This is a genomic window from Fimbriimonadaceae bacterium (assembly GCA_019638795.1).
Lineage (GTDB): Bacteria > Armatimonadota > Fimbriimonadia > Fimbriimonadales > Fimbriimonadaceae > JAHBTB01.
Map to the genome: position 1 here is coordinate 1 of JAHBTB010000015.1, position 22744 is coordinate 22744.

Annotated in this window: 27 protein-coding genes; 18 read left to right on the forward strand and 9 right to left on the reverse strand. The window is 63.2% G+C overall.

The features are described 5' to 3' along the window. From KF857_12795 to KF857_12825, 7 genes are all read left to right on the forward strand, one after another. Positions 1 to 430 (forward strand): J domain-containing protein (locus KF857_12795; GenBank protein ID MBX3112869.1); only part of this gene is annotated, 430 nt, incomplete at its 5' end. Next, positions 427 to 1266 carry a 50S ribosomal protein L11 methyltransferase gene (gene prmA / locus KF857_12800; protein MBX3112870.1) on the forward strand — a complete coding sequence of 280 codons (840 nt, stop codon included), beginning with the start codon at positions 427 to 429 and terminating at the stop codon, positions 1264 to 1266. The genes KF857_12795 and prmA, both read left to right, overlap by 4 nt. Then, complete coding sequence (locus tag KF857_12805; GenBank protein ID MBX3112871.1) at positions 1239 to 1973, forward strand: 16S rRNA (uracil(1498)-N(3))-methyltransferase; 735 nt, start codon at positions 1239 to 1241, stop codon at positions 1971 to 1973. The genes prmA and KF857_12805 overlap by 28 nt, the downstream gene beginning before the upstream one ends. Then, positions 1963 to 2676, forward strand: a complete 714-nt coding sequence (gene rph, locus KF857_12810; protein ID MBX3112872.1) for a ribonuclease PH — start codon at positions 1963 to 1965, stop codon at positions 2674 to 2676. The genes KF857_12805 and rph overlap by 11 nt, the downstream gene beginning before the upstream one ends. A 47-nt stretch (positions 2677 to 2723) precedes the next feature. Further along, positions 2724 to 3293 (forward strand): RdgB/HAM1 family non-canonical purine NTP pyrophosphatase, encoded by a 570-nt coding sequence (rdgB, locus tag KF857_12815; GenBank protein MBX3112873.1) that lies wholly within the window; start codon positions 2724 to 2726, stop codon positions 3291 to 3293. Positions 3294 to 3319: 26 nt separating this feature from the next. Next, entirely contained in the window at positions 3320 to 4060 is a 741-nt protein-coding gene (locus KF857_12820) for a hypothetical protein (GenBank protein MBX3112874.1), read from the forward strand. A gap of 32 nt (positions 4061 to 4092) precedes the next feature. Beyond that, positions 4093 to 4842 carry a hypothetical protein gene (locus KF857_12825; GenBank protein MBX3112875.1) on the forward strand — a complete coding sequence of 250 codons (750 nt, stop codon included), beginning with the start codon at positions 4093 to 4095 and terminating at the stop codon, positions 4840 to 4842. Position 4843: 1 nt separating this feature from the next. Here KF857_12825 and KF857_12830 read toward each other — a convergent pair whose 3' ends face one another. Further along, the gene (locus tag KF857_12830) at positions 4844 to 5869 is read right to left on the reverse strand and encodes a hypothetical protein (protein ID MBX3112876.1); all 1026 of its coding nucleotides are present in this window, start codon (positions 5867 to 5869) and stop codon (positions 4844 to 4846) included. A gap of 133 nt (positions 5870 to 6002) precedes the next feature. Between KF857_12830 and KF857_12835 the strand changes: the two genes are divergently transcribed. From KF857_12835 to KF857_12845, 3 genes are all read left to right on the forward strand, one after another. Further along, positions 6003 to 6476 (forward strand): hypothetical protein, encoded by a 474-nt coding sequence (locus KF857_12835; protein ID MBX3112877.1) that lies wholly within the window; start codon positions 6003 to 6005, stop codon positions 6474 to 6476. A 147-nt stretch (positions 6477 to 6623) separates the two neighbouring features. Then, positions 6624 to 6974 (forward strand): hypothetical protein, encoded by a 351-nt coding sequence (locus tag KF857_12840; GenBank protein MBX3112878.1) that lies wholly within the window; start codon positions 6624 to 6626, stop codon positions 6972 to 6974. A 59-nt stretch (positions 6975 to 7033) separates the two neighbouring features. Next, a complete protein-coding gene (locus KF857_12845; GenBank protein ID MBX3112879.1) occupies positions 7034 to 7603 on the forward strand; it encodes a DUF642 domain-containing protein in 570 nt (189 codons plus the stop codon). Positions 7604 to 7675: 72 nt separating this feature from the next. On the opposite strand, the gene groL is transcribed toward KF857_12845, so the two are convergent. The 5 genes from groL to KF857_12870 form a co-directional block, all read right to left on the reverse strand. After that, the gene (groL, locus tag KF857_12850; GenBank protein MBX3112880.1) at positions 7676 to 9277 is read right to left on the reverse strand and encodes a chaperonin GroEL; all 1602 of its coding nucleotides are present in this window, start codon (positions 9275 to 9277) and stop codon (positions 7676 to 7678) included. A gap of 4 nt (positions 9278 to 9281) precedes the next feature. Further along, positions 9282 to 9599, reverse strand: coding sequence for a co-chaperone GroES (gene groES, locus KF857_12855; protein ID MBX3112881.1), 318 nt, complete (start codon positions 9597 to 9599; stop codon positions 9282 to 9284). A 182-nt stretch (positions 9600 to 9781) separates the two neighbouring features. After that, entirely contained in the window at positions 9782 to 10495 is a 714-nt protein-coding gene (locus KF857_12860) for a PEP-CTERM sorting domain-containing protein (GenBank protein MBX3112882.1), read from the reverse strand. A gap of 181 nt (positions 10496 to 10676) precedes the next feature. Continuing rightward, complete coding sequence (locus KF857_12865) at positions 10677 to 11699, reverse strand: twin-arginine translocation signal domain-containing protein (protein ID MBX3112883.1); 1023 nt, start codon at positions 11697 to 11699, stop codon at positions 10677 to 10679. Positions 11700 to 11742: 43 nt separating this feature from the next. Next, positions 11743 to 12291 (reverse strand): hypothetical protein, encoded by a 549-nt coding sequence (locus tag KF857_12870; protein ID MBX3112884.1) that lies wholly within the window; start codon positions 12289 to 12291, stop codon positions 11743 to 11745. 122 nt (positions 12292 to 12413) lie between these two features. Between KF857_12870 and KF857_12875 the strand changes: the two genes are divergently transcribed. From KF857_12875 to KF857_12890, 4 genes are all read left to right on the forward strand, one after another. Beyond that, positions 12414 to 12878, forward strand: coding sequence for an Lrp/AsnC family transcriptional regulator (locus tag KF857_12875; protein MBX3112885.1), 465 nt, complete (start codon positions 12414 to 12416; stop codon positions 12876 to 12878). Between the two features lie 13 nt (positions 12879 to 12891). Further along, complete coding sequence (locus tag KF857_12880) at positions 12892 to 14025, forward strand: GNAT family N-acetyltransferase (protein MBX3112886.1); 1134 nt, start codon at positions 12892 to 12894, stop codon at positions 14023 to 14025. A 4-nt stretch (positions 14026 to 14029) separates the two neighbouring features. Next, positions 14030 to 15181, forward strand: coding sequence for a PLP-dependent transferase (locus tag KF857_12885; GenBank protein MBX3112887.1), 1152 nt, complete (start codon positions 14030 to 14032; stop codon positions 15179 to 15181). A gap of 194 nt (positions 15182 to 15375) precedes the next feature. Next, positions 15376 to 15918 carry a PEP-CTERM sorting domain-containing protein gene (locus KF857_12890; protein ID MBX3112888.1) on the forward strand — a complete coding sequence of 181 codons (543 nt, stop codon included), beginning with the start codon at positions 15376 to 15378 and terminating at the stop codon, positions 15916 to 15918. 58 nt (positions 15919 to 15976) lie between these two features. Here the strand turns inward: KF857_12890 and clpB are convergent, their stop codons facing one another. Beyond that, positions 15977 to 18577 (reverse strand): ATP-dependent chaperone ClpB, encoded by a 2601-nt coding sequence (gene clpB, locus KF857_12895; GenBank protein MBX3112889.1) that lies wholly within the window; start codon positions 18575 to 18577, stop codon positions 15977 to 15979. A gap of 92 nt (positions 18578 to 18669) precedes the next feature. Further along, positions 18670 to 18978, reverse strand: coding sequence for a hypothetical protein (locus KF857_12900; protein MBX3112890.1), 309 nt, complete (start codon positions 18976 to 18978; stop codon positions 18670 to 18672). 94 nt (positions 18979 to 19072) lie between these two features. Here KF857_12900 and KF857_12905 point away from each other — a divergent pair, with 94 nt between their 5' ends. Then, complete coding sequence (locus KF857_12905) at positions 19073 to 19534, forward strand: hypothetical protein (GenBank protein MBX3112891.1); 462 nt, start codon at positions 19073 to 19075, stop codon at positions 19532 to 19534. Positions 19535 to 19549: 15 nt separating this feature from the next. Next, positions 19550 to 19948, forward strand: a complete 399-nt coding sequence (locus tag KF857_12910) for a CBS domain-containing protein (protein ID MBX3112892.1) — start codon at positions 19550 to 19552, stop codon at positions 19946 to 19948. A gap of 4 nt (positions 19949 to 19952) precedes the next feature. Here KF857_12910 and lysS read toward each other — a convergent pair whose 3' ends face one another. Then, the gene (lysS, locus tag KF857_12915; protein ID MBX3112893.1) at positions 19953 to 21542 is read right to left on the reverse strand and encodes a lysine--tRNA ligase; all 1590 of its coding nucleotides are present in this window, start codon (positions 21540 to 21542) and stop codon (positions 19953 to 19955) included. A 291-nt stretch (positions 21543 to 21833) separates the two neighbouring features. Between lysS and rpsL the strand changes: the two genes are divergently transcribed. Then, complete coding sequence (rpsL, locus tag KF857_12920; GenBank protein ID MBX3112894.1) at positions 21834 to 22220, forward strand: 30S ribosomal protein S12; 387 nt, start codon at positions 21834 to 21836, stop codon at positions 22218 to 22220. A 3-nt stretch (positions 22221 to 22223) separates the two neighbouring features. Next, positions 22224 to 22694 (forward strand): 30S ribosomal protein S7, encoded by a 471-nt coding sequence (gene rpsG / locus KF857_12925; GenBank protein ID MBX3112895.1) that lies wholly within the window; start codon positions 22224 to 22226, stop codon positions 22692 to 22694. Positions 22695 to 22744: the final 50 nt, after the last annotated feature.

The window sequence follows — 22744 nt, forward strand, 5'->3', positions numbered from 1 at the left end:
TTCGGGGCAGGGTAACGACGGACTGGGAGGCGGGCACACGGGCGACCTGTACGTGGTCGTCCATGTTTCGGACGACAGCCGGTTCGACCGGGAAGGCCAGACCCTCCGCACCGCCGTCGATCTCACGTTTGCCCAGGCTGCGATGGGAGACACTTTGGAGATCGAAGGGTTAGACGGCCTGATTGAGATCAATGTCCCAGCCGGCACCCAACCCGGCGACGTCCTCCGCGTCCGCAATGAGGGCCTGCCCCGGCTCCAGGGAGGGACCCGGGGCGACATGCTCGTCGAGACCAACGTGGTGGTGCCCACCAAACTCACCGAAGCGCAGGAAGCCTTGCTCCGTGAGTTCGCCGAAGTCAGCGGCGAACCGGTCCCGAAGGGACAGAAGAGTGACGGCTTCCTCGGCGGACTGTTCAAGAAGAAGAAATGAAGGCTTGGACGGAGGTAAGGGCGACCCTGCCCGACGAACCGGAGGACTGGTCGCTGTGGGCCGAGGTCTTTACCCGGCACGGTGTCGACGGGACGGTACAGACCGACACGCCGCCGACGATCAGCGGCTACCTTGCCCCGGGACGGGAAGACGAGTTAGGGCCCCTAAGGGCCGAACTGGAGTCTTTTGGCGCCGTCAGTGTGGCTGACCGTTTGGTTCCCGAAGAGGACTGGGCAGAATCTTGGAAGCAGTTCTTCCGGCCCCGGCGCGTCGGACGGCGGTTGGTCGTCCGCCCCAGTTGGGAAGACTATGAAGCGGGCGACGGGGACGTCGTCATCGTCCTGGACCCTGGCCAGGCCTTCGGCACCGGTGACCACCCCACGACCCGGGGCTGCCTAGAGATCCTTGAGTCGCTGTCGCCGCAGGGACTGGCGGTCGCCGACATCGGCTGCGGGAGCGGTGTTCTGTCGGTGGCGGCGATGCTCCTGGGAGCAAAGAGCGTCGTCGCGGTCGATGTCGACCCGCCCAGCGTCACCGCCACTCTTGAGAACGCCGTACGCAACGGCGTCACCGTCGACGCCCGTCAGGGGTTGGGGTTCGACCCCTTGCCAAATGACTCGACCTACGACCTTGTCCTGAGCAACATCATCAGCGCCGCGCTCATGGCCCTTGCCCCCGAGGCGGCGCGACGGACTCGTCCCGGTGGGCACTGGGTGGTGAGCGGAGTCATCGAGTCAAACTGGCCTGCCGTCCGCGAGGCCGCGACAAGGCAAGGCTTCACTTTGGAGACCACGATTCAGGAGAACGAATGGCTGGCCGCGTCGTTCCGGCGCTGAGGTCGTTGCCTCGGGCGTTCGTTGAACTGCCCAAGGATCTTCCGGCCCGGGTCGAACTCCCGGAGCCGGAGGCCCGCAAGTTTCGTCACGTCCTGCGACTGGGGACGGGGGACGAGGTAGCCCTTCTTCCCGGCGACGGCCGACTGATAAGGTGCACCCTCGACGGTAAAGAGGTCGTGCCGACCGAGGTCTTGTTCCCCGAGACCGAAGCGGCTCGACGCGTCACCGTCGCACTAGGACTGCCCAAACCAGACAAATTGGAAGAGAGCGTCCGTATGGCCACCGAACTGGGTGCCGCGCACTTCATCCTGTTTCCCGCCGAACGAAGCGTCGTCCGGTGGGACCCGGCCAAGTTTGCCAGCCGCCTCAGCCGGTTGGAGGCCATCGCGAGAGAGGCGGCTGAGGTCTCGTTCCGTACGATGCTCCCTGGGTTCACCGTCCTGATGTCTCTACGGCAGCTGCTGGACCAGACGCCCGACGCGCTCGTCCTCAGCGAGAGTGAGACGGCCCCGGCCCAGTGGCCGGCACTGGGAGGGGCAGCGACGTTGGTCATCGGCCCTGAGGGGGGCTGGGCTCCAAAGGAAGTGGAAATGGTCGGCGACCGTGCGGTCTCGCTTGGGCCGCGTGTCTTGCGGGTCGACACCGCCGTCGCCTCGGCCTGTGCCATCGCCTTGGCACGACCGGTAGAATCGGCGCATGCGCATTGACGGGCGACAGCCCGACGAACTCCGGCCCACGAAGCTGGAACGAGGCTTCGCCAAGTTTGCCGAAGGATCCTGCCTGATCACGATGGGTGACACCCACATGCTGGTGACGGCCACCGTCGACGACCGAGTCCCGCCTTGGCTGAAAGGCCAGGGGCAGGGGTGGGTGACGGCTGAGTACGCCATGCTCCCCCGGAGCGGTCGGCAACGAAACCAGAGGGACGGCAACCGCGGCCCCAACGGCCGGTCCATGGAGATCCAGCGCCTGATCGGGCGGGCCCTTCGGGCGGTGGTGGACATGGAGGCCCTCGGTGAGCGGACCATCACCCTGGACTGCGACGCCCTGCGCGCCGACGGAGGTACCCGCACTGCCGCGATCACCGCGTCGTACGTCGCTTTGGTCGACGCCCTCGACTGGATGAGCAAGCAACGGATGCTGAAGAAGAAAGTGCTCAAGGACTCCCTCGCCGCCGTCAGCGTCGGCGTCGTGAACGGGGTCGAACTCCTGGACTTGTGCTACGAGGAGGACTCCAAGGCCCAAACCGACATGAACGTCGTCATGACGGGGAGCGGCAAGTTCGTCGAGGTCCAGGGAACGGCCGAGGCCGACCCGTTCAGTGCGGAGACCCTAGGCAAGTTGCTTGCCTTGGCAAAGAAGGGGATCAGCGAACTCACCGACATGCAAGAAGCCGTCCTGGGGCACTAGGTTTGCGTCTTGTCGTCGCCACCCACAATGCCAAAAAGGCGGGCGAAATGACCTCCATCCTGAGCGGGCGGTTTCCCGACCTTGAAGTCGTCACGCTGGCCGCCTACCCCGGGGCGCCGGAGCCCGAGGAGACGGGGACGACCTACGCTGAGAACGCCGTGATCAAGGCGGAAAGTGCTGCGGACTTCACCGGCGAATGGTGCGTCGCCGACGACGCAGGACTGGAGATCGACGCCCTACCTGGCGAGCTCGGCGTCTACAGCAAGCGGTTCGCCGGCGAGGACACGCCGTTTCCCGAAAAGATGTCCTTGATTCTGGAGCGGCTTCATGGGGTGCCCGACGACCAGCGTGGGGCACGGTTCCGTTGCTGTGTCGCAGTGGCCCGAAATGGACGTCCGACGGAGGTCTTCGAGGCCACCTGCGAGGGCCGGATCGCCCAGCAGCCGAGCGGGGCCGGCGGCTTTGGTTACGACCCCATCTTTTGGCTGGTCGAGCGGGGTTGCACGATGGCGGACCTGACTGCCGAAGAGAAGCACGAGGTCAGCCATCGGGGCAAGGTCCTCCGCGCCTTTGCCGAGGCTTGGCCGCAGTTGGTGGCGGGCCCCATGGCAACCTGACGGGCCCGATAGCGTAAAGTCGTGGCATGAGAGCGTTTAGCGTCGCTTTGCTCGTGGGGTTGCTTGTCAGCCCGGCCCTCGCAACCCAAGACAAGGTCGATTTGACCTGGAAGCCCAAGGTCGGCGAGACCAAGAAGTACAAGCTGGAAGTCAACATGTCGCTTGATCTGGGTGGTCAGACCGGCGACATCAAGGTCAGCATGATCAACGTCAACAAGACGACGAAGATCGACGGGGACAAGGTGACCACCGAGGGCAGCATCGAGAAGTTCACGATGGCCTTCAACGGTAATGAAGCCGATCCTTCCCAGGCCGGTGGCCCCGATCCGTCCGACGTCAAGACGATCCAAGTCCGGAGCCTCAAGACCGGCGAGGTCCTGAGCACGGAGACCACGGGCACGGGGGAGGTTCCGCCCCAGAACCCGCGTATCGAGGCCATGGGGTTCTTCTGGCGCCCCGACGTCCAGGCGAAAGTTGGTGACTCGTGGACCAAGGAGCTCAAGAAGGACGAGAAGAAGGGCACCGAGGCGAGCACCGCCAAGTTCACCGCCGCCGGCGAAGAGGTGGTGCTGGGTAAGAAGTGCTGGAAGGTGACCTACGCCTACACCGAGACCGGGATTGAAAAGCCGTTCGGGGCGACGGGCACGTTCTGGATCGACCAGGCCGACGGGACGCCAGTGAAGTACGAGGCGAACTACGAAAACGTCGTGTTCCAAGAGGGACTACCGCCGACCTCCGCGAAGGTCTCCATGGTCTTGGTGTCCTGAGACCCTTCGCGCCCCTCGCGTTTGTCGGGGCCGTGGTGACCACCGCGGCCCCGGCCTTGTGCCTGGCCAGCTCGGGCAAGCTCTTTGATGCGGCCGTCAACCCCGACCCAGTCGACCCGGTCTGGGGATGGCACGCCGTCGGAGGCCGGTCGCCGGAGGCATCGACCCTGGACACCATGGCGGACCGGCGGGAAATGTCCGGTTGGTGGGTCGATTTGGGTCAGGCCGGCGCCCCTCCAGACGGGTTGGACCTCGTCGTGGTCGTCGATTTGGCCAAAGAGTCCCACGCGTCACGCCACCGGGCCGGGCTGTCCGTCGCCCTGACCACCAAGGCGGGGAAGTCGGTCGTCGTGAACCTTTGGGAGAGCGAAGCCTGGCTCGCCGGAGACGATCCCCTGACTGGCAAGGGCGAGTCTCTCCAGTTGCGGACTTCGGGCCGGCACGAGGTCACCATCGAGGAGGCCGGGCAGTCGGCGGCCGTCTTGGTCGACGGCCAGCGCATCGGGCGTGTGCCGCTCCGCGATTTGTCCCTTGTCGCCGGTGTGCCCGACGGATATCTCAAGCCGGGTTCCGTCTTTTTCGGTGACGCAAGCACGGGTGCCGGGTGCCAGGCCACCCTGCGGTCGGTGACTTGGCGGTCGCGCGGGGTCGACGTCGACTTGGCGAGGGCGGTGCTGTCGACGTCCCTCGTCGTGGCCGCGGGGGGCGGGCTTGTCGCGACTTTCCTACGCCGTCGACCGCGCGAGCGGCACACCGGCCGGGTCTACATCGAGCGGCGCTGACCTATTCCGGTGGCGGTGCCGGGGGCGGGGCGGCATGGGCGGCCTCGCACTTCTTTTGGAAGAACCACTCGTTGACCCAGATCGCACGGGTCGACACACTGACCAGCATGTCGGGCAAGACCTGGGGCGTGTAGAGCGTGTTGGGGACGAAGACGCGGAAGGCGAGCCTGCCCTCGTGGGCGCACCAGGAACCGAGCACGTGACAGCGCTTGTAGTCGGTCCGCTCCAGTCCGTTGAGGTCGAGGACGAGATGGCCGATCGCCTCGGTGCTGAGCTTCAAGGGGACCGTCATGGTGATGTGCAACCCGTTGCCCAGATAGCTGTGCGGCTGGTCGGTGCGGGCGGTCACGTGGATGTTGCCTTCGCCGCAGCCCCACTCAAACTCTGCTTCTAGGCGTGAACTGCGGTCACTTTCAAACTGGACGGCCTCCCGTTCCATCACCCACGTTCCTTCGCGCCACTCCTCGGTGTCGATCCAGCGGCTGGGATGCATGCCTGCCTGCCAGAAAAACTTGTGGGCACTTTTGAGCAGCGGGTGGGGCTCTTCGCGCATGCCGGCCGTGGGGTGGCCGCTGACCGCTCTGACCGCGTGGAGCTTCTCGACCAATCGGTCGATCATCAATTGGGCGTCGTATACCTGGAGGGCCGTCGCCGCTAAGACGGTGCGCCGGAGCCAATCGACGTTTTCGTCGGCAAGATACACGGAGCAGTGCAACTTGAACGTGTCCGTGGCTTGGTCGTAGACCGGCCCGCTGAACGAGCAGTCGTCCATCTCGTCTTCCAGCGCGAGGGCAAGGTCGCGCATGTGCCCGCGCCCTTTCAGGAAGTCGGTCTCCGCGGTCACCCGGTATGTGACGGTGGACTGGCGGAAAATTCCTTCGTCGGTCTTGATGGTCTGGCAGAAGTCGCCCGGCCACCAGGTGAACCCATGGACGTCGTCAAGGACGTGCTGGTCGTCGATCCGCAACGTGTCGTGGATCTCGCGCACCACGCCATGCCCCAGCGCGAACCCTTCACGCCAAGACACGCGACCTCCGTATAGCAAAGACAACCATATGTAAACAATACCTACGGCCCACCCGGGGGATGGATTCTGTAAACTTCTGTCAATTGGAGAAACTAGTAGACGCATGAGCACCTAGTTGGTGTATCATGGGAGCATGTCGCTGAAGCAACATCTGATCGACAACAACAACTCCGTTTCTGCTCAGTTCTTCGCTGCCGTGGACAAGGTGCCGGCCGACAAGGCCGGTTGGAAGCCTCTTGACAACGGTCGCTCCGTCCTCGATATCGCCGCCGAGGTCGCCCTGAGCACGACGTGGCCGCTGGTCTTCATGCCTGGTGCCCCCAAGTTTGAGATGACCGACGAGGTCATGGAGCAGTTCATGGCGGAAAAGGCGGCCCTGACCACGGTGGCCGCATGCAAGAAGGTGGCTGAGGAGGGCCTCGCCAAGACCAACGCCGCGCTGGCTGGCTTGACCGACGAGCAACTTGCCGAACCGATCGAGACGTTCTTTACCCCTGGGCCGACGCCACGGTCCAACGCCTTGACCGTCTTCGCTGACAACGCCCGGTACCACACCGGACAGATCAACTACATCCAGACCCTGTACGGGGACATGAGCTTCCCCTGAGTCCGTGAAGTTCCCCTCCTCTATGATGGGGAGGGGAAGTCCGGATTTCCTTGAACTCCAATGCAGATAGCAAACCCTTCCCTCGTCGAACTCTTTGACCATATCCTTGGTGGCTACGAAATCCCCAAGCCTACGGGTCTCGCTCGCATGCGGAGAGAGGTTGCGGCAGAGAGGCATCCGGCGAGCCCTTACTCGCCGCTCACCAACCTTGCCCATGCCGTCCTCTGGCAGGACGCCTGGCTGAAGTCGCTTGTCGGGGTGAAGACGGCGGGGCCCGACCTCTGGAACAACGACTTTCGGATCCCCGAGCCCGAGGAATACGAAGGTCTCCGCAAGCGGTTTGTCGAGGGGCTACGGGTAGCCCGTGCTTTTGCCGCAGGCGAGAAGCACGTCGAAGTCACAGAAGAGAAGGCGACCACGACCTTGCTCAAGATTGCGGTCCACGCGAGCTATCACATGGGCCAGATCAACCTGCTCCGCCGTCTCAAGGTCTCCTGAAATCAGGTAAGGACCCGAGTCCGGTTTGGCACGCATATTGCATGGACCTGACTCATAGTATGCGTCTGCGCAACATCCTCTTGACCACCGCGGCCTTGTCGGTTCTGGCTGTCCAGGCCAACGCGAACCTCGTCGTGAACGGCGACTTTGAAGCCGATGCGTTTCCGGTCGGCAGCTTCGCCGTCGTCCCGCCTGCCACGCTCACCGGCTGGAATGTCTTTGGCGGTACTGTCGCCGGTATCGGCGTCGGCTATCTCAGTGCTCCGAGCCAGGAACTTGACCTGAGCGGCATCACGGACACCTCGGGCAGCGGCATCGACCAGTCTTTCGCCACCGTCGTCGGCCAGCAGTACCTTGTCACGTTCGACGTCTACACCGGAAACGGCGGCTCGATCGGCGCGAAGATTGACGGCAACCTGATCGTCAGTGGTATTGACTCCCCGGCTGTCCGAACTCCGTACACCTTCAATTTCGTCGCCAGTAACGCCTCGACCAACCTGGCGTTCGTTTCCGAACAGGGGCACATCACCCACATCGACAATGTCAGCGTGGAGTCGGTGCCCGAGCCGGCCAGCATGGCTGTCTTGGGTCTCGGAGCCCTGGCGCTCCGCCGGAAGAAGAAGGCCTGAGTCCAAACTCAGACAAAGAAAACGGCCCCCTACTTCTCAGTAGGGGGCCGTCCTGTTGCTACGGCGACGCCTTTAGTGGGCGTGACCTTCGTCTTCGTCCTTCGGAGTCTCGGCGATCGCTGCTTCGGTCGTCAGCAACAGGGCCGAGATCGAAGCGGCGTTCTGGAGGCATGCGCGGACGACCTTCGTCGGATCGACGACGCCGGCCTTCATCAGGTCTTCGAACTCAAGGGTGGCGGCGTTGAAGCCTTCACCCTTCTTACCGGTCTTCACCTTCTCGACGATGACCGAGCCTTCGACGCCGGCGTTCTCAGCGATCGTCCGGAGCGGGGCCTCGATGGCCTTCCTGACGATGTTCAGACCAATCGCCTGGTCACCTTCGAGGTTGACGCCCTTGAGGCCGGCCGCGCCGGCCTGGAGGAGGGCAGAGCCGCCCCCTGGGACGATGCCTTCTTCCAGGGCCGCCCGGGTCGCCGCCAGGGCGTCCTCGATGCGTGCCTTGCGCTCCTTGAGCGCGGTCTCGGTGGCAGCGCCGACCTTGACGACTGCGACACCGCCGGACAACTTGGCGAGGCGCTCTTGGAGCTTCTCCTTGTCGTAGTTGCTGTCGGTCGTCTCGATCTGCCGCTTGATCTGGTTGATCCGGCCCGTGATCGCGTCCTTCTTGCCCTTGCCGCCGACTACCGTGGTGTTGTCCTTGGTGATGACGACTTTGCTCGCGGTGCCGAGCATGTCGAGGCCGACGTTCTCCAGCTTGAGCCCGAGGTCTTCGGTGATGAACTGGCCACCGGTGAGGATGGCCATGTCTTCCATCATCGCCTTGCGGCGGTCACCGAACCCCGGGGCCTTGACGGCCACAACGGGGAGGTTGGCCCGCAAGCGGTTCAGGACGAGGGTCGCGAGGCACTCGTTCTCCAAGTCTTCGGCGACGATGACGAACGGGCGACCGGAGCGGACGACCTTCTCCAGGACGGGGACGAGGTCTTGGACGGCGGCGATCTTCTTCTCGAAGAAGAGGATCATCGGGTCCTCGTAGACGGCCTCCATCCGGGTGGCGTCGGTGATGAAGTAGGGCGACAGGTAGCCCTTGTCGAACTGCAGGCCGTCGACGATGTCGAACGTCGTCTCCGTGCCCTTGCTCTCTTCAACGGTCACCACGCCGTCCTTGCCGACCGTGTCGATGACCTGGGCGGTCATCTCGCCGATCTCCGCGTCTTTGGCGCTGATGGTGGCGACTTCGGTCATGCCCTTCTTGCCCTTGACCGGGGTGCTGAGCTTCTTGAGCTCGTCGACGATGGCGTCGACGGCGGTCTCGATACCCTTTTTGATCTGGAGCGGGTTGCTACCGGCGGCCACGTTGCGGACGCCTTCCTTGAAGATCGCCTGGGCCAAGACGGTGGCGCTGGTCGTGCCGTCGCCCGCGAGGTCGTTGGTCTTACTGCTCACCTCACGGATGAGCTGGGCGCCCATGTTTTCAAAGCGGTCCTCGACCTCGATCTCCTTGGCGATCGTCACGCCGTCGTTGATCACGGTCGGCGAACCGAACTTCTTCTCAAGGACGACGTTGCGTCCACGGGGGCCGAGAGTCACCTTGACGGCGTTGGCCAGCTTGTCGACGCCGCGCTCGATCTGGGCGCGGGCGTCGTTGCCGAACTTCAGGTCCTTGGCGGCCATGACCTTACTTCTTGGCTCCTGCCGGCACCTTCGCCTCGGTCAGCACGGCCAAAACGTCGTCGGCGCGCAGGATGATGTAGTCCTTGCCGTCGACGGTGACTTCGGTGCCGCTGTACTTGCCGTAGAGGACGGTGTCCCCCGTCTTGACGTCGACCGGGGCGGTCTTGCCGCTGTCCAGCGTCTTGCCCGGGCCGACGGCCAAGACAGTGCCGCGCAACGGCTTCTCTTTGGCCGAATCGGGGAGGAGGATGCCGCCAGCGGTCTTCTCTTCAAAAGCCGCCGCTTCGACGACGATGCGGTCATGCAAGGGTTGCAGCTTCATGTTCTTGTTCTCGTTTGGCCCCGGCGGGGCGGGGCATGGTTCGGGCGGGCATGGCCGGCCCACGACGATTGGCAGTCTACACTCGGGAGTGCTAATCCCGGGACCAATTTCAGTGTGTTCGCCTAACATGACGGCCCGCCTTGCCAGGCAAGGCGGGCCGTTGGTCTCCACTCCGGAATGACTTACTTGCGGCGGCGGCGGGCCAAGAGGGCCGCGCCGGCGGCGAGGACAGCCATGGTCGCCGGCTCGGGCACGGCTTCCTTACCGTTGATGCCCAGGCTGATCTGGGTCGGCCAGCCAGATTGCAGACTTGTCTTGAACCAGTCTGTGCCACCCGACAAGCCAAAGGAGCCACCCGGGTTGCGGGCCCACGAGTCAACCGAGGTGTCGGACGACTCCATGTGGAACGCCTGGCCATGGGCGCCGAAGTCGGCGATGCCGGTGAAGGTCACAAAGTACGTACCGGCGTCAATCACCGGCACCAACGAGGCGTCGCCGACGAAGTTGAACAAGGTGCCGCTGACGTTGGTCATCGTGGCACTCAGGACACCGTCATAAACGATGTCGCTTCCGGAGCTGGCGCCGCCGGGCGTGTGCTGGGTCGACGGGGCGCTGCCGTCGAATTTGGAGATCGTCAGGCGACCGCTGTTGACACCGTCGGCGATCCAGGTTCCGCTGTCGGTCAGTCGCGTCTGGACGTCGGCGAGTTGGACACTGGTGGCAAACGTGACGACGTTGCCGGCACCCGTCGAATAGTCAGGGAAGTCGCCGAACTCTTGGTCGACGATACCGGTGCCACCGTCATTGGCCTGGGCCAGATACAGGTTTCCGGAGAGCTGGGCGTGAGCAAATGCGCCAAGGGCGGCAAGGGTGGTCAAGAGGGCTAGTCTTTTCATCGTTCTTCGTACTCCAATCCATAAACCCGACGCAGTCGGTTCCATGAACCTCATTTTCACCAAGCAAATCTGCAAGGTGCCTATAACCATAATATATGAAGGCCCAGAAAAACACTGGGCCCAAGGATTTCCTGGTGAAATTGCCGGGGGAGTTCTTGACCGGTCAACTAATTGTCGGCCATCAACGGGTCCGGCGGAGGAGCGTCACCCGCCCGACCTCGACCCATTCGGCGACGAGAATGTCACCGTTGGCCAGGTAGATCGCCTGGTGTGGGTTGATGAATTTGCCCGGGATGAACTTGGAGCGCGGCTCGGCCCGCAAGTTACTGGGATGTCCGTCGCCCAGTTGGACGACGACTTTGTTGTCTTCGTCCAAGATGGTCACGACCGAGTCAAGGTCGGGGCAGACCACCTCCTTGCCACGGATGTCGAAATTGCAAGGTAGACGGAGCCCGTCGGTCACGAACTTGATGTGCTGCCCGTCAAGGTCGAAGTACTGCATCCGGTGGTTCGCGCGGTCGGCGACGGCAAGGACAGGCGTCCCGAACCGGTCGTCGAGCCACAGGCCATGCGGACAGTTGACTTTGCCCGGTTCGTCCCCGAGCCCCCCAAAGGTCTTCTTCCAGTGACCGTTCCGGTCATAGAAATGAAGGTAGCTGGACCCATAACCGTCGCCGACGCAGAAGTCTCCGTTGGGCAAGAAGGCGACGTTGGTCGGAACGAAGGCATGCTTGTCATCGTAGACTCCGGGCTCCTTCGGCGTTCCAAAAGCCCAGACCTGGACACCGTCAAGCGTGGTCTTGACGACCTCGCGCTTGTGGGTGTCGCAATGGTAGAGAAACTCGCCTTCAGGTTCCTTACGCAGGGCCAGGCCGTGTGACCCGCCGTCGAACCGGCCGCCCCAAGAGGTGATGAACTGTCCGTCGGCGGTGTAGACGCACACGCCGTCGCGGATCCTGCTCTCCTTATTGACGGTGTGGCAGAGGTAGATCCGTCCCGCCGAGTCTTGGGCCAACCCATGGGTGTTGCCGAAGACCATTCCTTCCGGCGGGGTCAGCCAGTCATGGATGCACTCGTACTTGTGGGAACCCTTGCCCAGAATGATCTTTTCGTCAGTCACGCCCATCGATATCCGCCCCATCGCCGCCCCGGCGGCGGCTGCTGCCGTGCGGCCCAGGAATTGGCGCCTGGTCAGGTCGTCCATGACCTCATCCTGGCATATTTTGTGGGGGATCGGTCGACAGCTTCTATGGCGTCTGGCGAAGCTTGACGGGGGGAGCCGCCATGAGTGCCCCACCCTTGGCCTTGGCCGCTTCTTCGTCGCCCTTCATCTTTGCCAAAAGGGCCTTGTACGCCGGTTCGCCACGAAGGATGGCAAGGTCTTCGTCCTGGTCAAGGAAAGTGACACTCTTGAAGCCCTTGTCGACGGCCTGGACGAGGTGCTCCATGGCGTCGGCTTTGCGGCCCAGCCGCGCCTCGGCGCATGCGACGTCATAAAGGCAAAGCGACTCGTTGTAACCGAGCTTGAGGGCCTGCCAGAAGCCGACGAGGGCGTCTTCGTAGCGGCCCAACTTATGATGGGAGAAGGCTAGGAGAAAGACCGACTCGGCGTCTTTGGGCCGCAACCGCGTCATCGCCTCGTAACCGCGGGCCGCCCGTCCCCAGTCCTCCTGAACGAAGGCCGCCTTGGCCGTCACCTTCGTGTCCTCTACCTTCGTCGTCTGGACGGTCGACCACGCGAGGTAACCGCCTGCGGCAAGGATCAAAAACGAGACCAAGAAGAGGAGGCGGGACATCTTGATGACTCTCAATACGAGGATGTGTCCTGGATTTGTTCCAGATATCGGTCATTTAACCCCAGGCGGCGACCCACCCCCATCATTAACATAGATTCGGGTTTAATGGAACCCTCTCACTCATGAAGGACAAGCTCGACGAGGCAGACGTTAAGATTCTTCGGTTGCTGCAAGCCGACGGGCGTATGACGAACGCCGACCTCGCCCGAAAGATCGGCCTGTCGCCGCCGTCGATGCTCCAGCGTGTGCGCAAGCTCGAGGAGGCGGGCTACATCAAGGGATACTACGCCGAGCTCAGCCCGGAGGCCCTCAACTACCAGTTGCTTGTCGTGGCGATGGTGAGCCTTTCCTTGCACCAGGAGGGGTCGATCGAGCAGTTCCGCAACGCCACCCGGGCGGTGCCGGAGATTCTGGAGGTCCTCCACATCAGCGGCGAGTACGACTTCATGCTCAAGGTCGTGGCCCACGACATGCGCGACTATGAGCGCATCGTGACCACCCACATCAGCTCGATCAAGGCGGTGGGCAAGATCAACAGTTGCTTCGTTTTGGCGGTGAACAAGCAAGGGACGGCACTGCCTCTGTAAACTGCGGGCCGCCATGCCCCGGTTGTCGATGCACCTCGCCGACGAGCGGCACTACGATGCCCTCAACCACATTTGGGCGCACGTTTACGGTGACGGCGACACGAGTGAGGCCCTTGACCCGCCCGGCGAGGGCACCAGCTTCTGGATCGGCTACTGTGACGACACCCCGGCCTGGGCGGCCCAGGTCCACACGTACCAGATCGTCCGACGGCCCTGGCCGTTCACCCTCAAATGCGCGGGGGTGGCCGCGGTGGCGACTTTGGTCGAGCACCGGAACTCGGGTTTGGCCCAACACTGCATGCACCAGTTGCTCCTCGAGGCCCGGTCGGCCGGGTTCGACGTGAGCATGCTCTACGCTTACCGGGACTCGTTCTATCGCAAGGTGGGCTATGCGGCTTGTGGCTGGCGGTGGCGCATCAAGGTGCCGGCGACGCGCATGCCCAAGACCGAGTCTGTCTTGACGGCAAGGCAGGTCCGCCCCGAGGACGCCGAAACGGTGCTCGGCCCCTGCCACCGCCAGTTCATCGAGACCTTCTCCGGGTCGTCCCGGCGCGACGCGGTCGATTGGAAGGACCGTCTGGGGAAGAAGCCGCCGTTCATCTATGCGGTCGGCGACCCGGTGGAGGCGTACTTTTGGGCGCGTCCCCAAGGCTTTTGGAACGAGTTGGAGATCGGCGAGTTCGCCTGGTCCACGCGACGTGGTTACAACGCCGCCCTGGCCGTGGTCCGGGGGATGGCCAACAACCAGACCCACGTCATTTGGAACGAACCGCCCCGGTCTCCCTACCTGGCCCGCCACATTGACCACGGGACGGAAGTCTCCGTCCACCGGCCGACCATGGCCCGGGTGCTGGACTGGCCGGGTCTGGTGGCAAAGATCCCCGGCGGCGAAGGGCTTGTCGTCGAAGTAGACGACCCATGGATCGCCGAAAACAACGGTCGGTGGGCCTGCGGTCCCTCGCCGAGACGGACCGACGCAGAAACGAATGCGAGCGGCCCGGTCAGCGCCTGGGCCCAAGCCCTGTTCGGCGAGCCAAGCCTCGAAGACCTCATGATCGAAGGAGATTTAGCGATAGAGACGTCACATGCCGACGAATTGAAGGCATGGATGCCAGCATCGCCCGTCGTTTGTATGGAATTCTACTGACGCTATGCCAGACTACTGTATCGACACCCAGCTTGTGTGGCTGGGTTCCCGCCCTGACCCGGAACATGGGTCGGTCACTCCTCCGATCTTCCAGTCGAGCACGTTCAGCCAGTCCTCGCCTGGCGTATACGGCCAGTACGACTACACGCGGACCGACAACCCCACACGCACGGTGTTGCAGTCGATGCTCGCGGCCAGCGAGGGGGCAAAGTACGGTCTGGCGTTCAGTTCGGGCATGGCCGCCATTGACTGCGTTTTCGGCCTCCTTAAAGCCGGCGACCATGTCCTGACCAGCGACGACCTTTACGGCGGCACGTACCGCTATCTCGAAGACGTCGTCAAGTACCGGGGCGTCGATTTTGATTTCGTCAACATCGCAGACGAAGAAGTCCTCCGCGCGTCGATCAAGCCGAACACGAAGTTGATTTGGGTCGAGTCTCCGACCAACCCCCTGTTGAACCTGGTGGATGTCGGCATGGTGGTGAGGGTTGCGAAGGAGAAGGGGATCTGGACGGCCATGGACAACACCTTTATGAGCCCGTACTTCCAGAAGCCGCTGTCGTTGGGCGTCGATTTCGTCATGCATTCGATGACCAAGTACATCAACGGGCACAGCGACGTGATCATGGGGGCGGTCATGACGAACGACGACGAGGCGTACACACGGCTGAAGTATCTGCAAAACGCGGTAGGCCCGACTCCGTCGCCCTTCGACTGCTTTCTTGCGATCCGTGGCATGAAGACCATGGGCGTCCGCATGCGGCAGCACGCATCCAACGCCCAGCACGTCGCTGAGTGGCTCCAGTCCCATCCCAAGGTCGACAGCGTCCTCTACCCCGGCTTACCGGTCCATCCCCACCACGACCTGGCCAAGCGCCAGATGACCGGATTCGGGGGGATGCTCTCGTTCCGGGTGAAGGGCGACGTCGAGGCGACGAAGCGGTTCCTGACCTCGACAAAGCTGTTCACGCTGGCGGTTTCTTTGGGTGGGGTCGAGAGTCTGGTCGAGCAACCCGCCACGATGACCCATTTCGAAATGCCCAAGGAGGTGAGGGAAGCGGTAGGCATCACCGACAACCTGGTCCGCGTCAGTGTGGGCATCGAAGACGCCGCCGACCTCTGTGCGGACTTAGACCAGGCATTGGCCAACGTTTGAACCGTCTCGTCGTGATTTGTCGCGACTGTGCGGGCCACGTGCTTGCGGGGCCGCATGACCCGCATTTACACCAGGATTGTAGCGATTCGCCGGTATTTTTGCTCCCTGGTAGCAAGAATGTGATAATTTTATGGTTCAGTGCGGTGCAGATTTGTGAGGCCGCCTGATTCTCGATACGCAAGGAGACATTTCACATGAACCGAACTTCTCTCGTTCTTGCCCTTTCAGTGTTGACCCTGGCTGGGTCGGCCGTCGCATCGGCCAACTTCACCGGATACTACGACCATGCCAACTGGACATTTGAGCAGTTGGCTGGCGGCGACGGTCACGTCGTGTCGGCGGACGCGGACACCCTTGTCCTGCTTGGGGACGAGTCCGACACCGGAGGCGACGACTACTACTGGATCAATGCGGAGGCCGACGGCAACTTCAGCTTTGACTGGCTCTACAACTGCGACGACGACCCTGGTTTCGACGGTGGCTACTATGTCGTCGACTCCCTGGGTAATTTCACCCTGCTGTCGGACACAGACGGTGATTCAGGCCATGTCGACGTCGCCGTCACCGCCGGCCAGTTGATCGGCTTCAACGTCTATTCGTTCGACGGGTTCTTCGGTGGGCCGATGCTGACGATCACCAATTTCAGCGCACCGGTCAATTCGGTCCCCGAGCCGGCCACGATGGCCGTCCTCGGTCTCGGGCTGGCTGCGGTCGCCCGACGCCGCAACCGCAAGTAATCACGGAACCGGCCGATTGACGGGCCCCCGCCTTTGGTGGCGGGGGCCCGTCGGCCTGTCAGGACGTCACTTTGGCTGGCTCAAAGGAGAACCGGCCGTCGGCGAAGTCCACGACGACGGTCTGGTCGTCGGACACCTTGCCCTCCAAGAGGGCCATGGCGAGGGGGTTCATGACCTCCTTTTGGACGGCCCGTTTGAGGGGTCTGGCACCGAAGACCGGGTCGAACCCGATCGCAGCGAGTTCGGTCAGGGCTGCCTCGGTGACTTCCAGAGTCACGCGACGGTCGGCCAGCCGTTCGGCAAGGTGGGCGATCTGGATCCGGACGATCTCCTTGATCTGAGTGACACCCAGGGCACGGAACACGACGATGTCGTCGAGCCGGTTGATGAACTCGGGCCGGAAGTGGTGGCGGAGTTCGGCCGTCACCTTCTTCTGGACCTCTTCGAAGTTCTCCTCGTCCAGCGGCCCTTCACTGTAGTAGTGGCTGCCGATGTTGCTGGTGAGGATGACGACCGTGTTCTTGAAGTCCACGGTATGGCCTTGGCTGTCGGTCAGCCGGCCGTCGTCCAGCAGTTGGAGGAGCACGTTGAACACCTCGGGATGTGCCTTCTCGACCTCGTCGAGGAGCACGACTGAATAGGGTCGACGCCGCACTTGCTCGGTGAGCTGGCCCCCTTCCTCGTAGCCGACGTAGCCCGGAGGCGCCCCGATGAGACGGGCGACAGTGTGCCGTTCGCCGTACTCGCTCATGTCGATCCGCACCATGGACTTTTCGTCGTTGAAGAGCACCTCGGCAAGGGCCTTGGCCGTCTCGGTCTTACCGACACCGGTGGGGCCCAGAAAGAGGAACGACCCGACCGGACGGTTAGGGTCGCCGATACCGGCCCGACTTCGTCGGATGGCGTCGGCGAGCAGTCGCAGTGCCTCGTCTTGGCCGATCACCCGGCGGCCGAGTTGCTCTTCCAACCGGACGAGCTTGGCCATTTCGCCCTGCATCATCTTGTTGACGGGGATCCCGGTCCACTTGCTGACGATCTCGGCGACGTCGTCGGCCTCGACCTGAAGCTTCATCATTGGCGACGCTCCAGACTCACCCTCCATCGCCTCCTGGGTCTCGGCGAGCGCCTTCTCAAGGTGGGGGATCCGGCCGTGCATGAGCTCGGCCGCCTTCGTCCAGTCGAGGTCTCGCTCGGCGGCCTGGAGTTCCAGTCGTGAGGTCTCGATTTGCTCCTTGAGGGCGCGGACTTCTTCGATCTTGTCCTTCTCACGTGACCACTGGGCGCGGAGAGAGTCAGCTTGCTCCTTCGCCTCGGCAAGCCTGCGTTCGGTCACCTGAAGCCGTTCCTGGCTGGCTTGGTCCGTCTCCTTCTTGAGCGCCTCGCGGTCGATTTCCAGCTGGCGCATCTGTCGTTCGATGACGTCAAGCTCTTGGGGGACGCTGTCAATCTCGATCTTGAGGCGGCTCGCCGCCTCATCGACGAGGTCGATCGCCTTGTCAGGCAGCTTGCGCTCGGTGATGTAGCGGTTGCTCAGGGTGGCCGCCGCGACCAACGCGCTGTCGGTGATCCGCACCCCATGGTGGATCTCGTAGCGTTCCTTAAGGCCGCGCAGGATGGAGATCGTCTCTTCGACGCTGGGTTCACCGACGAGGACGGTCTGGAAGCGGCGTTCGAGAGCCTTGTCCTTCTCAATGTACTGGCGGTACTCATTCAGAGTCGTCGCGCCGATGCAGCGGAGCTCACCTCGGGCGAGCATCGGTTTCAGCATGTTGGCCGCGTCCATGCTCCCCTCGGCGCGCCCTGCGCCGACCAATGTGTGCATCTCGTCGATGAAGAGGATGATCTGGCCCTCGGCCTGCTTGATCTCGTCAAGGACGGCCTTCAGCCGTTCTTCAAACTCACCACGAAACTTGGCCCCGGCGACAAGGGCGCCCATGTCGAGGGCGACCACGCTCTTGTTGCGCAGGCCCTCGGGGACGTCCCCCGCCACGATGCGCTGGGCAAGGCCCTCGACGACCGCCGTCTTGCCCACGCCGGGTTCGCCGATCAGGACCGGGTTGTTCTTGGTCCGCCGGCTGAGCACCTGGACAGCGCGGCGGATCTCCTCGTTGCGCCCGATGACCGGGTCGAGCTTGCCCTGGCGGGCCCGGGCCGTCAAGTCGATCCCGTACTTCTCCAGCGCCTGGAAGTTACTTTCGGAGTTGGGGTCCGTGACCTTGCGTCCGGCGCGCACCTCAAACACGGCGGCCTCCAGGGCGTCCTTGGTCAGGCCCGCCGCCTTCAGGGTGCGGCCGGTCGGGCCGGTGTCGTCGAGCGCGGCGAGGAGAAAATGTTCTGTGCTGACGAACTCGTCTTGGAGCTTGTCGGCAAGGGAGAATGCGTTGTTGAATAGGGTGGTCAGGCGGCTGCCGATATTGGTGCCGTAGGTAGCCGCGCCGCTGACCTTGGCCTGACGGCCCGTCTCGTCGGTCAGCTGGCCCACGATGTCTTCCGCCCGTGCCCCGGCTTTTTCGACGAGGGACCGGGCAAGGCCGGGTTGCTCCAGCATGGCGACGAGCAGATGCTCGGGTTCGATGGCCTGGTGCTGGAACCGCACGGCCGTCTCTTGGGCCGCTTGAAAGGCCTCCTGGGCCTTGATCGTGAGTTTGTCAAAACGCATATGAGTCTATGAGGCTCAAGTAATGTGCCTCACTCATTATAACGTTCCTATGCGCTCGTTCGTTTCATTGGTCCCGTGGGTCGAGGGCGACGTCAGCCGGTCGCCGGTGGTTCGGCGGCGACCTCGTCGGCGGCACGGCGGGCACGCTTGCCGCGTACCAGGCCAAATCCCACCAAGTACACCACGCCCAAAGCTAGGCCGGCCAGGGTTCCGACTGTGCCCAGGCTGATCGCCCCGGTCACCTCCTGGGGATAACCTTCGCCGTTGATGTACGTCCAGTCGTACTTGTCCTGGTTGTTTTGGCCGTCGCGATAGCCCAGCGAGGCACCGAGGGCCGCCCCGACCAACACAAACGCCACGCAGACGAGGACGGCGTGTCCCCAACCCCGTTGTTGCTTCACAGTCTTTCTCCACCGGGCCGAGCCCGCAATGACTGGAGTATAAGCCCCTCGTTGTCCATTTCTGCGCGGGAACGTGGAACAAACCCTTGGGCATATGAGCGTCTTGGGCTTGATCGCGTACCTATTCGCCAGCTTTTGCGTGGGCGGCCTGCTGACCCTGGTCGTCAGCATGTTCCGGAGCGTGAAGAAGCAGGACGAGTGGCGTGCCTGGGTGTGGGTCGTCAGTTTTGGCCTGTTGACCGCGGCGGCACCCTACATCTACCTTGAGGCGATGACCCGCACGGCGGGCAAGGACATGTACCGGGCGGCCGAGAAGGTCGTGAAGGACGCCGAGATCCAGGGTGACCTGGCCTATTACCGGGTGATCAGCGCCAATGACAAGGAGGCCAAGGCCTATGTCGTCGCGAGTGAGGACAACGGTATCGGCATGAAAGAGCACGTCGTCATCAAGGTGTCCATGGAGAAGGTGCGTGACGGCTGGAAGCCGACAGAGTACGAGATCCTCAACTCCTTCCGTCGCCAACGGGACGCGGTCGCCTTTCCTCCCCTTTGGTAGGTTAGACTCGCCCGCATGACCCTGCGGGAGGTCCTCCACGCCCACATACCGACACTTGGCCGGGAGAGTTCCTTCCGTGACGCCGTCGACAAGATGGACGTCTACCAGTTTCCCGCGTTGGTCGTCGTCGACGACGACCGAAAGCCGACCCATGTGTTGACCGAGGGTGACTTGTGCCGTGCGGTCGGCGACCAAGGTGGGGCGCTCGTGCTGTCGGGAGAGCCCGCCGTACGGTTCGCGACCCCCGACCCCGTTTGCGAAGGCCCGACCACCGAGATCAGCGACGCCCTGCACCTGATGCTGTCGCGGGGGATCTCCTTGCTCCCGGTCGTGCAAGACGACCGGTTGCTGGGAGTCGTCCTGCGGGTCGACCTCTTGCAGGCCCTGTTAATGGACGCCGCCGCCGCAAGCTAGGAGACTAGTCCTCGGGCTGGTCGTGGCCCACGGGCCGCATCATCGGGAAGAGCAAGATCTCACGCAGGTGCTCGGCACCGGTCATGAGCATGACCATGCGGTCAATGCCGATGCCGCAGCCTCCGGTGGGAGGCATACCGTTTTCGAGGGCGAAGAGGAACTCCTCGTCCATGGGGTGGGCCTCGTCGTCGCCGCCGGCGCGGTGGTCCATCTGCATCTCGAAGCGCTCCCGCTGGTCGAGCGGGTCGTTGATCTCGCTGAAGGCGTTGCAGAGTTCCTTGCCCCGGATGTAGCCTTCAAACCGGCGGGTCATGCCGGGGTTGGCGGGGTCTTTCTTGGCCAAGGGCGAGGTTTCGAGCGGGTAGCCGACGACAAAGGTCGGCTGGACGAGGGTGGGCTCGACAAAGACTTCGAGGAGCTTTTCGATGAGGCCTCCCAGGTGCTGCTCGGCGTCGGGGTCGATGCGCTTGCCCGTGACAGGGTTGATGACCTCCCGACGGCGTAGGGCGTCCTTGGCGTCTTCGAGAGTCGCCAAGTCGGCGCGGCCAAGGCCAGTGTGCCGCTCGATCTCGTCCATGAGGTCCACCCGGCGCCACGGCTTCCCGAAGTCCATCGTGACCGTCTCCGCCGGACAGTCCTCGTCTTGCGGCTCGCCCGAGGCGAGCTCCATCGTGACGACAGTAGTGCCAAAGGCTTGCTTCGCGACAAAGGCCATCAGACCTTCGACGAAGGCCATGATGTCCTCGAGGTTTGCGTACGCCTCATACCACTCAAGCAGGGTGAACTCGGGGTTGTGACGGTTGCTGACCCCTTCGTTTCGGAAGACGCGGCCGATCTCGAAGACTTTGGGCACGTCACCGCAAATGATCCGCTTGAGATAGAGCTCCAGCGATATGCGCAGCTTGACGTCGATGTCGTAGGCGTTGTAGTGGGTGAGGAAGGGGCGTGCCGCCGCGCCGCCGGCCTCAAGCTGGAGGAGGGGCGTTTCTACCTCGACAAAGCCCTTCTCGTCGAAATACTCGCGGACGGCGCGGACGATCTTTGACCGCAGGAGCAAGAGACGGCGTGCCGCCGGGTTGCAAACTAAGTCCAGGTTGCGGTGGCGGTAGCGCTGGTCGACGTCGCTGAGGCCGTACCACTGCTGGCCGTCCTTCTCCTTGCCAAGGGGAAGCGTGTGCAGGCTCTTGGAGAGCGGGGTCAGGGAAGTCACATGGATGGACTTTTCGCCAGTCTTGGTGACAAAAAGGTAGCCCTCGACCCCGACGTGGTCGCCGATGTCCAGGAGTCCGAACGCCTCCCAAAGGAGTTCGCCGAGTTCGTCCTTCTTGAAGTAGCCTTGGATGCGTCCGTCACCGTCGGAAATGTGGGCGAAGGCCGCCTTGCCCATGAGCCGTTGGCTGACCAGGCGCCCGGCGAACCGCACGCGTTTCGTCGCCTGCTCTCCCTCCGACTGGGGGGCGAGGGCGTCGAACTCGGCCAAGAGCCGGTCGGCCGACCGCTCGAACGGGAACCGCTCGACCGCGTAGGGGTCGAGGCCCAGTTCGCGCAGGCGGGCCAGCTTGGCGAGGCGTTGGGTGCGGATGTCGTCGGACACTGGCGGCAGTTTAGCAGGGTGCCTTCGGCCGTGACCGGCCCGGGACCTTGACGCCACGGGCCGCGTTAGCCTATACTTCCACTCCGGCCCGGGCGACCGTGCCGTGACTTTGACTGCCTGTCAGGCGGCCATTGCGAGCAGACGACCAGCATGATTGACGACTCGACCATTGCAACCAACGTCCGCACGGAAGGGCCCATGGCGCAGCCAGGGGCCTTTTGAATTGAAGGCCGCGGCCAAGAAGGGTGCAGAGTCGAACCGATAAGTAAGTGTTAGGATCCTGAGGAACGAATGCCGACCGTCAACCAGCTTGTCCGCAAAGGCCGGGAGCAGTCTTCGAACAAATCGAAGTCGCCCGCGCTTAAGGAGAACCCGTTCAAACGGGGGGTGTGCACCATTGTCCGCACCGTGACGCCGAAGAAACCGAACTCCGCGCTCCGCAAGGTCGCCCGTGTCCGGCTTGTCAACGGCATCGAGGTGACCGCCTACATTCCGGGCGAAGGGCACAACCTGCAAGAGCACTCGGTCGTCCTCGTCCGCGGCGGACGCGTCAAAGACCTGCCGGGCGTCCGCTACCACATCGTCCGCGGCACCCAGCAGACGGGCGGCGTCTCTAAGCGCATGAAGAGCCGCAGTAAATACGGGGCCAAGAGGCCCAAGAAGACGGCAGGGAAGTAAGAGATGCCACGCAAAGGTCCAGTCCCGCCCCGCGTTGTCCTCCCGGACCCCGTCCACGGCAACGAACTTCTTCAACGCTTTATCAACCGCCTCATGCTCGACGGCAAGAAGGGCAAGTCCGAGACCATCGTCTACAAGTCTCTGGAACAGGCCGCCGCCAAGCTGGAGACCGAACCTCTGGAAGTCTTTGAGAAGGCCTTGGCCAACATCATGCCGAGCGTCGAGGTCCGCCCTCGCCGGGTCGGTGGCCAAACCTACCAAGTCCCCATGGACGTCCGTCCGAACCGGCGCCGGACCCTGGCCTTGCGCTGGTTGGTGACGTTCTCGCGCCGCCGCCCGGGCAAGACGATGATCGACAAACTCTCCGCCGAGTTCGTCGACGCTTACAACAACACGGGCAACGCGGTCAAGAAGAAGGAAGACACCCACAAGATGGCCGACGCCAACCGCGCGTTCAGCCACTACCGGTTCTGACCGTAACCTCGGCAGGGATCACATACACGCCGTCCGGACAATAGTCCGGA

Excerpts from the sequence above, each read along its gene's own strand:
- KF857_12905 (MBX3112891.1), top strand. The coding sequence starts at position 19,073 with ATGAGCGTCTTGGGCTTGATCGCGTACCTATTCGCCAGCTTTTGCGTG.
- rpsL (MBX3112894.1), top strand. The coding sequence starts at position 21,834 with ATGCCGACCGTCAACCAGCTTGTCCGCAAAGGCCGGGAGCAGTCTTCG.
- KF857_12805 (MBX3112871.1), top strand. The coding sequence starts at position 1,239 with ATGGCTGGCCGCGTCGTTCCGGCGCTGAGGTCGTTGCCTCGGGCGTTC.
- KF857_12860 (MBX3112882.1), bottom strand. The coding sequence starts at position 10,495 with ATGAAAAGACTAGCCCTCTTGACCACCCTTGCCGCCCTTGGCGCATTT.
- clpB (MBX3112889.1), bottom strand. The coding sequence starts at position 18,577 with ATGCGTTTTGACAAACTCACGATCAAGGCCCAGGAGGCCTTTCAAGCG.
- KF857_12845 (MBX3112879.1), top strand. The coding sequence starts at position 7,034 with ATGCGTCTGCGCAACATCCTCTTGACCACCGCGGCCTTGTCGGTTCTG.
- KF857_12875 (MBX3112885.1), top strand. The coding sequence starts at position 12,414 with ATGAAGGACAAGCTCGACGAGGCAGACGTTAAGATTCTTCGGTTGCTG.
- KF857_12890 (MBX3112888.1), top strand. The coding sequence starts at position 15,376 with ATGAACCGAACTTCTCTCGTTCTTGCCCTTTCAGTGTTGACCCTGGCT.
- KF857_12880 (MBX3112886.1), top strand. The coding sequence starts at position 12,892 with ATGCCCCGGTTGTCGATGCACCTCGCCGACGAGCGGCACTACGATGCC.
- KF857_12910 (MBX3112892.1), top strand. The coding sequence starts at position 19,550 with ATGACCCTGCGGGAGGTCCTCCACGCCCACATACCGACACTTGGCCGG.
- rdgB (MBX3112873.1), top strand. The coding sequence starts at position 2,724 with ATGACCTCCATCCTGAGCGGGCGGTTTCCCGACCTTGAAGTCGTCACG.
- KF857_12820 (MBX3112874.1), top strand. The coding sequence starts at position 3,320 with ATGAGAGCGTTTAGCGTCGCTTTGCTCGTGGGGTTGCTTGTCAGCCCG.
- KF857_12870 (MBX3112884.1), bottom strand. The coding sequence starts at position 12,291 with ATGTCCCGCCTCCTCTTCTTGGTCTCGTTTTTGATCCTTGCCGCAGGC.
- KF857_12840 (MBX3112878.1), top strand. The coding sequence starts at position 6,624 with ATGCGGAGAGAGGTTGCGGCAGAGAGGCATCCGGCGAGCCCTTACTCG.
- KF857_12885 (MBX3112887.1), top strand. The coding sequence starts at position 14,030 with ATGCCAGACTACTGTATCGACACCCAGCTTGTGTGGCTGGGTTCCCGC.
- prmA (MBX3112870.1), top strand. The coding sequence starts at position 427 with ATGAAGGCTTGGACGGAGGTAAGGGCGACCCTGCCCGACGAACCGGAG.
- rpsG (MBX3112895.1), top strand. The coding sequence starts at position 22,224 with ATGCCACGCAAAGGTCCAGTCCCGCCCCGCGTTGTCCTCCCGGACCCC.
- rph (MBX3112872.1), top strand. The coding sequence starts at position 1,963 with ATGCGCATTGACGGGCGACAGCCCGACGAACTCCGGCCCACGAAGCTG.
- KF857_12835 (MBX3112877.1), top strand. The coding sequence starts at position 6,003 with ATGTCGCTGAAGCAACATCTGATCGACAACAACAACTCCGTTTCTGCT.
- KF857_12865 (MBX3112883.1), bottom strand. The coding sequence starts at position 11,699 with ATGGACGACCTGACCAGGCGCCAATTCCTGGGCCGCACGGCAGCAGCC.
- groL (MBX3112880.1), bottom strand. The coding sequence starts at position 9,277 with ATGGCCGCCAAGGACCTGAAGTTCGGCAACGACGCCCGCGCCCAGATC.
- groES (MBX3112881.1), bottom strand. The coding sequence starts at position 9,599 with ATGAAGCTGCAACCCTTGCATGACCGCATCGTCGTCGAAGCGGCGGCT.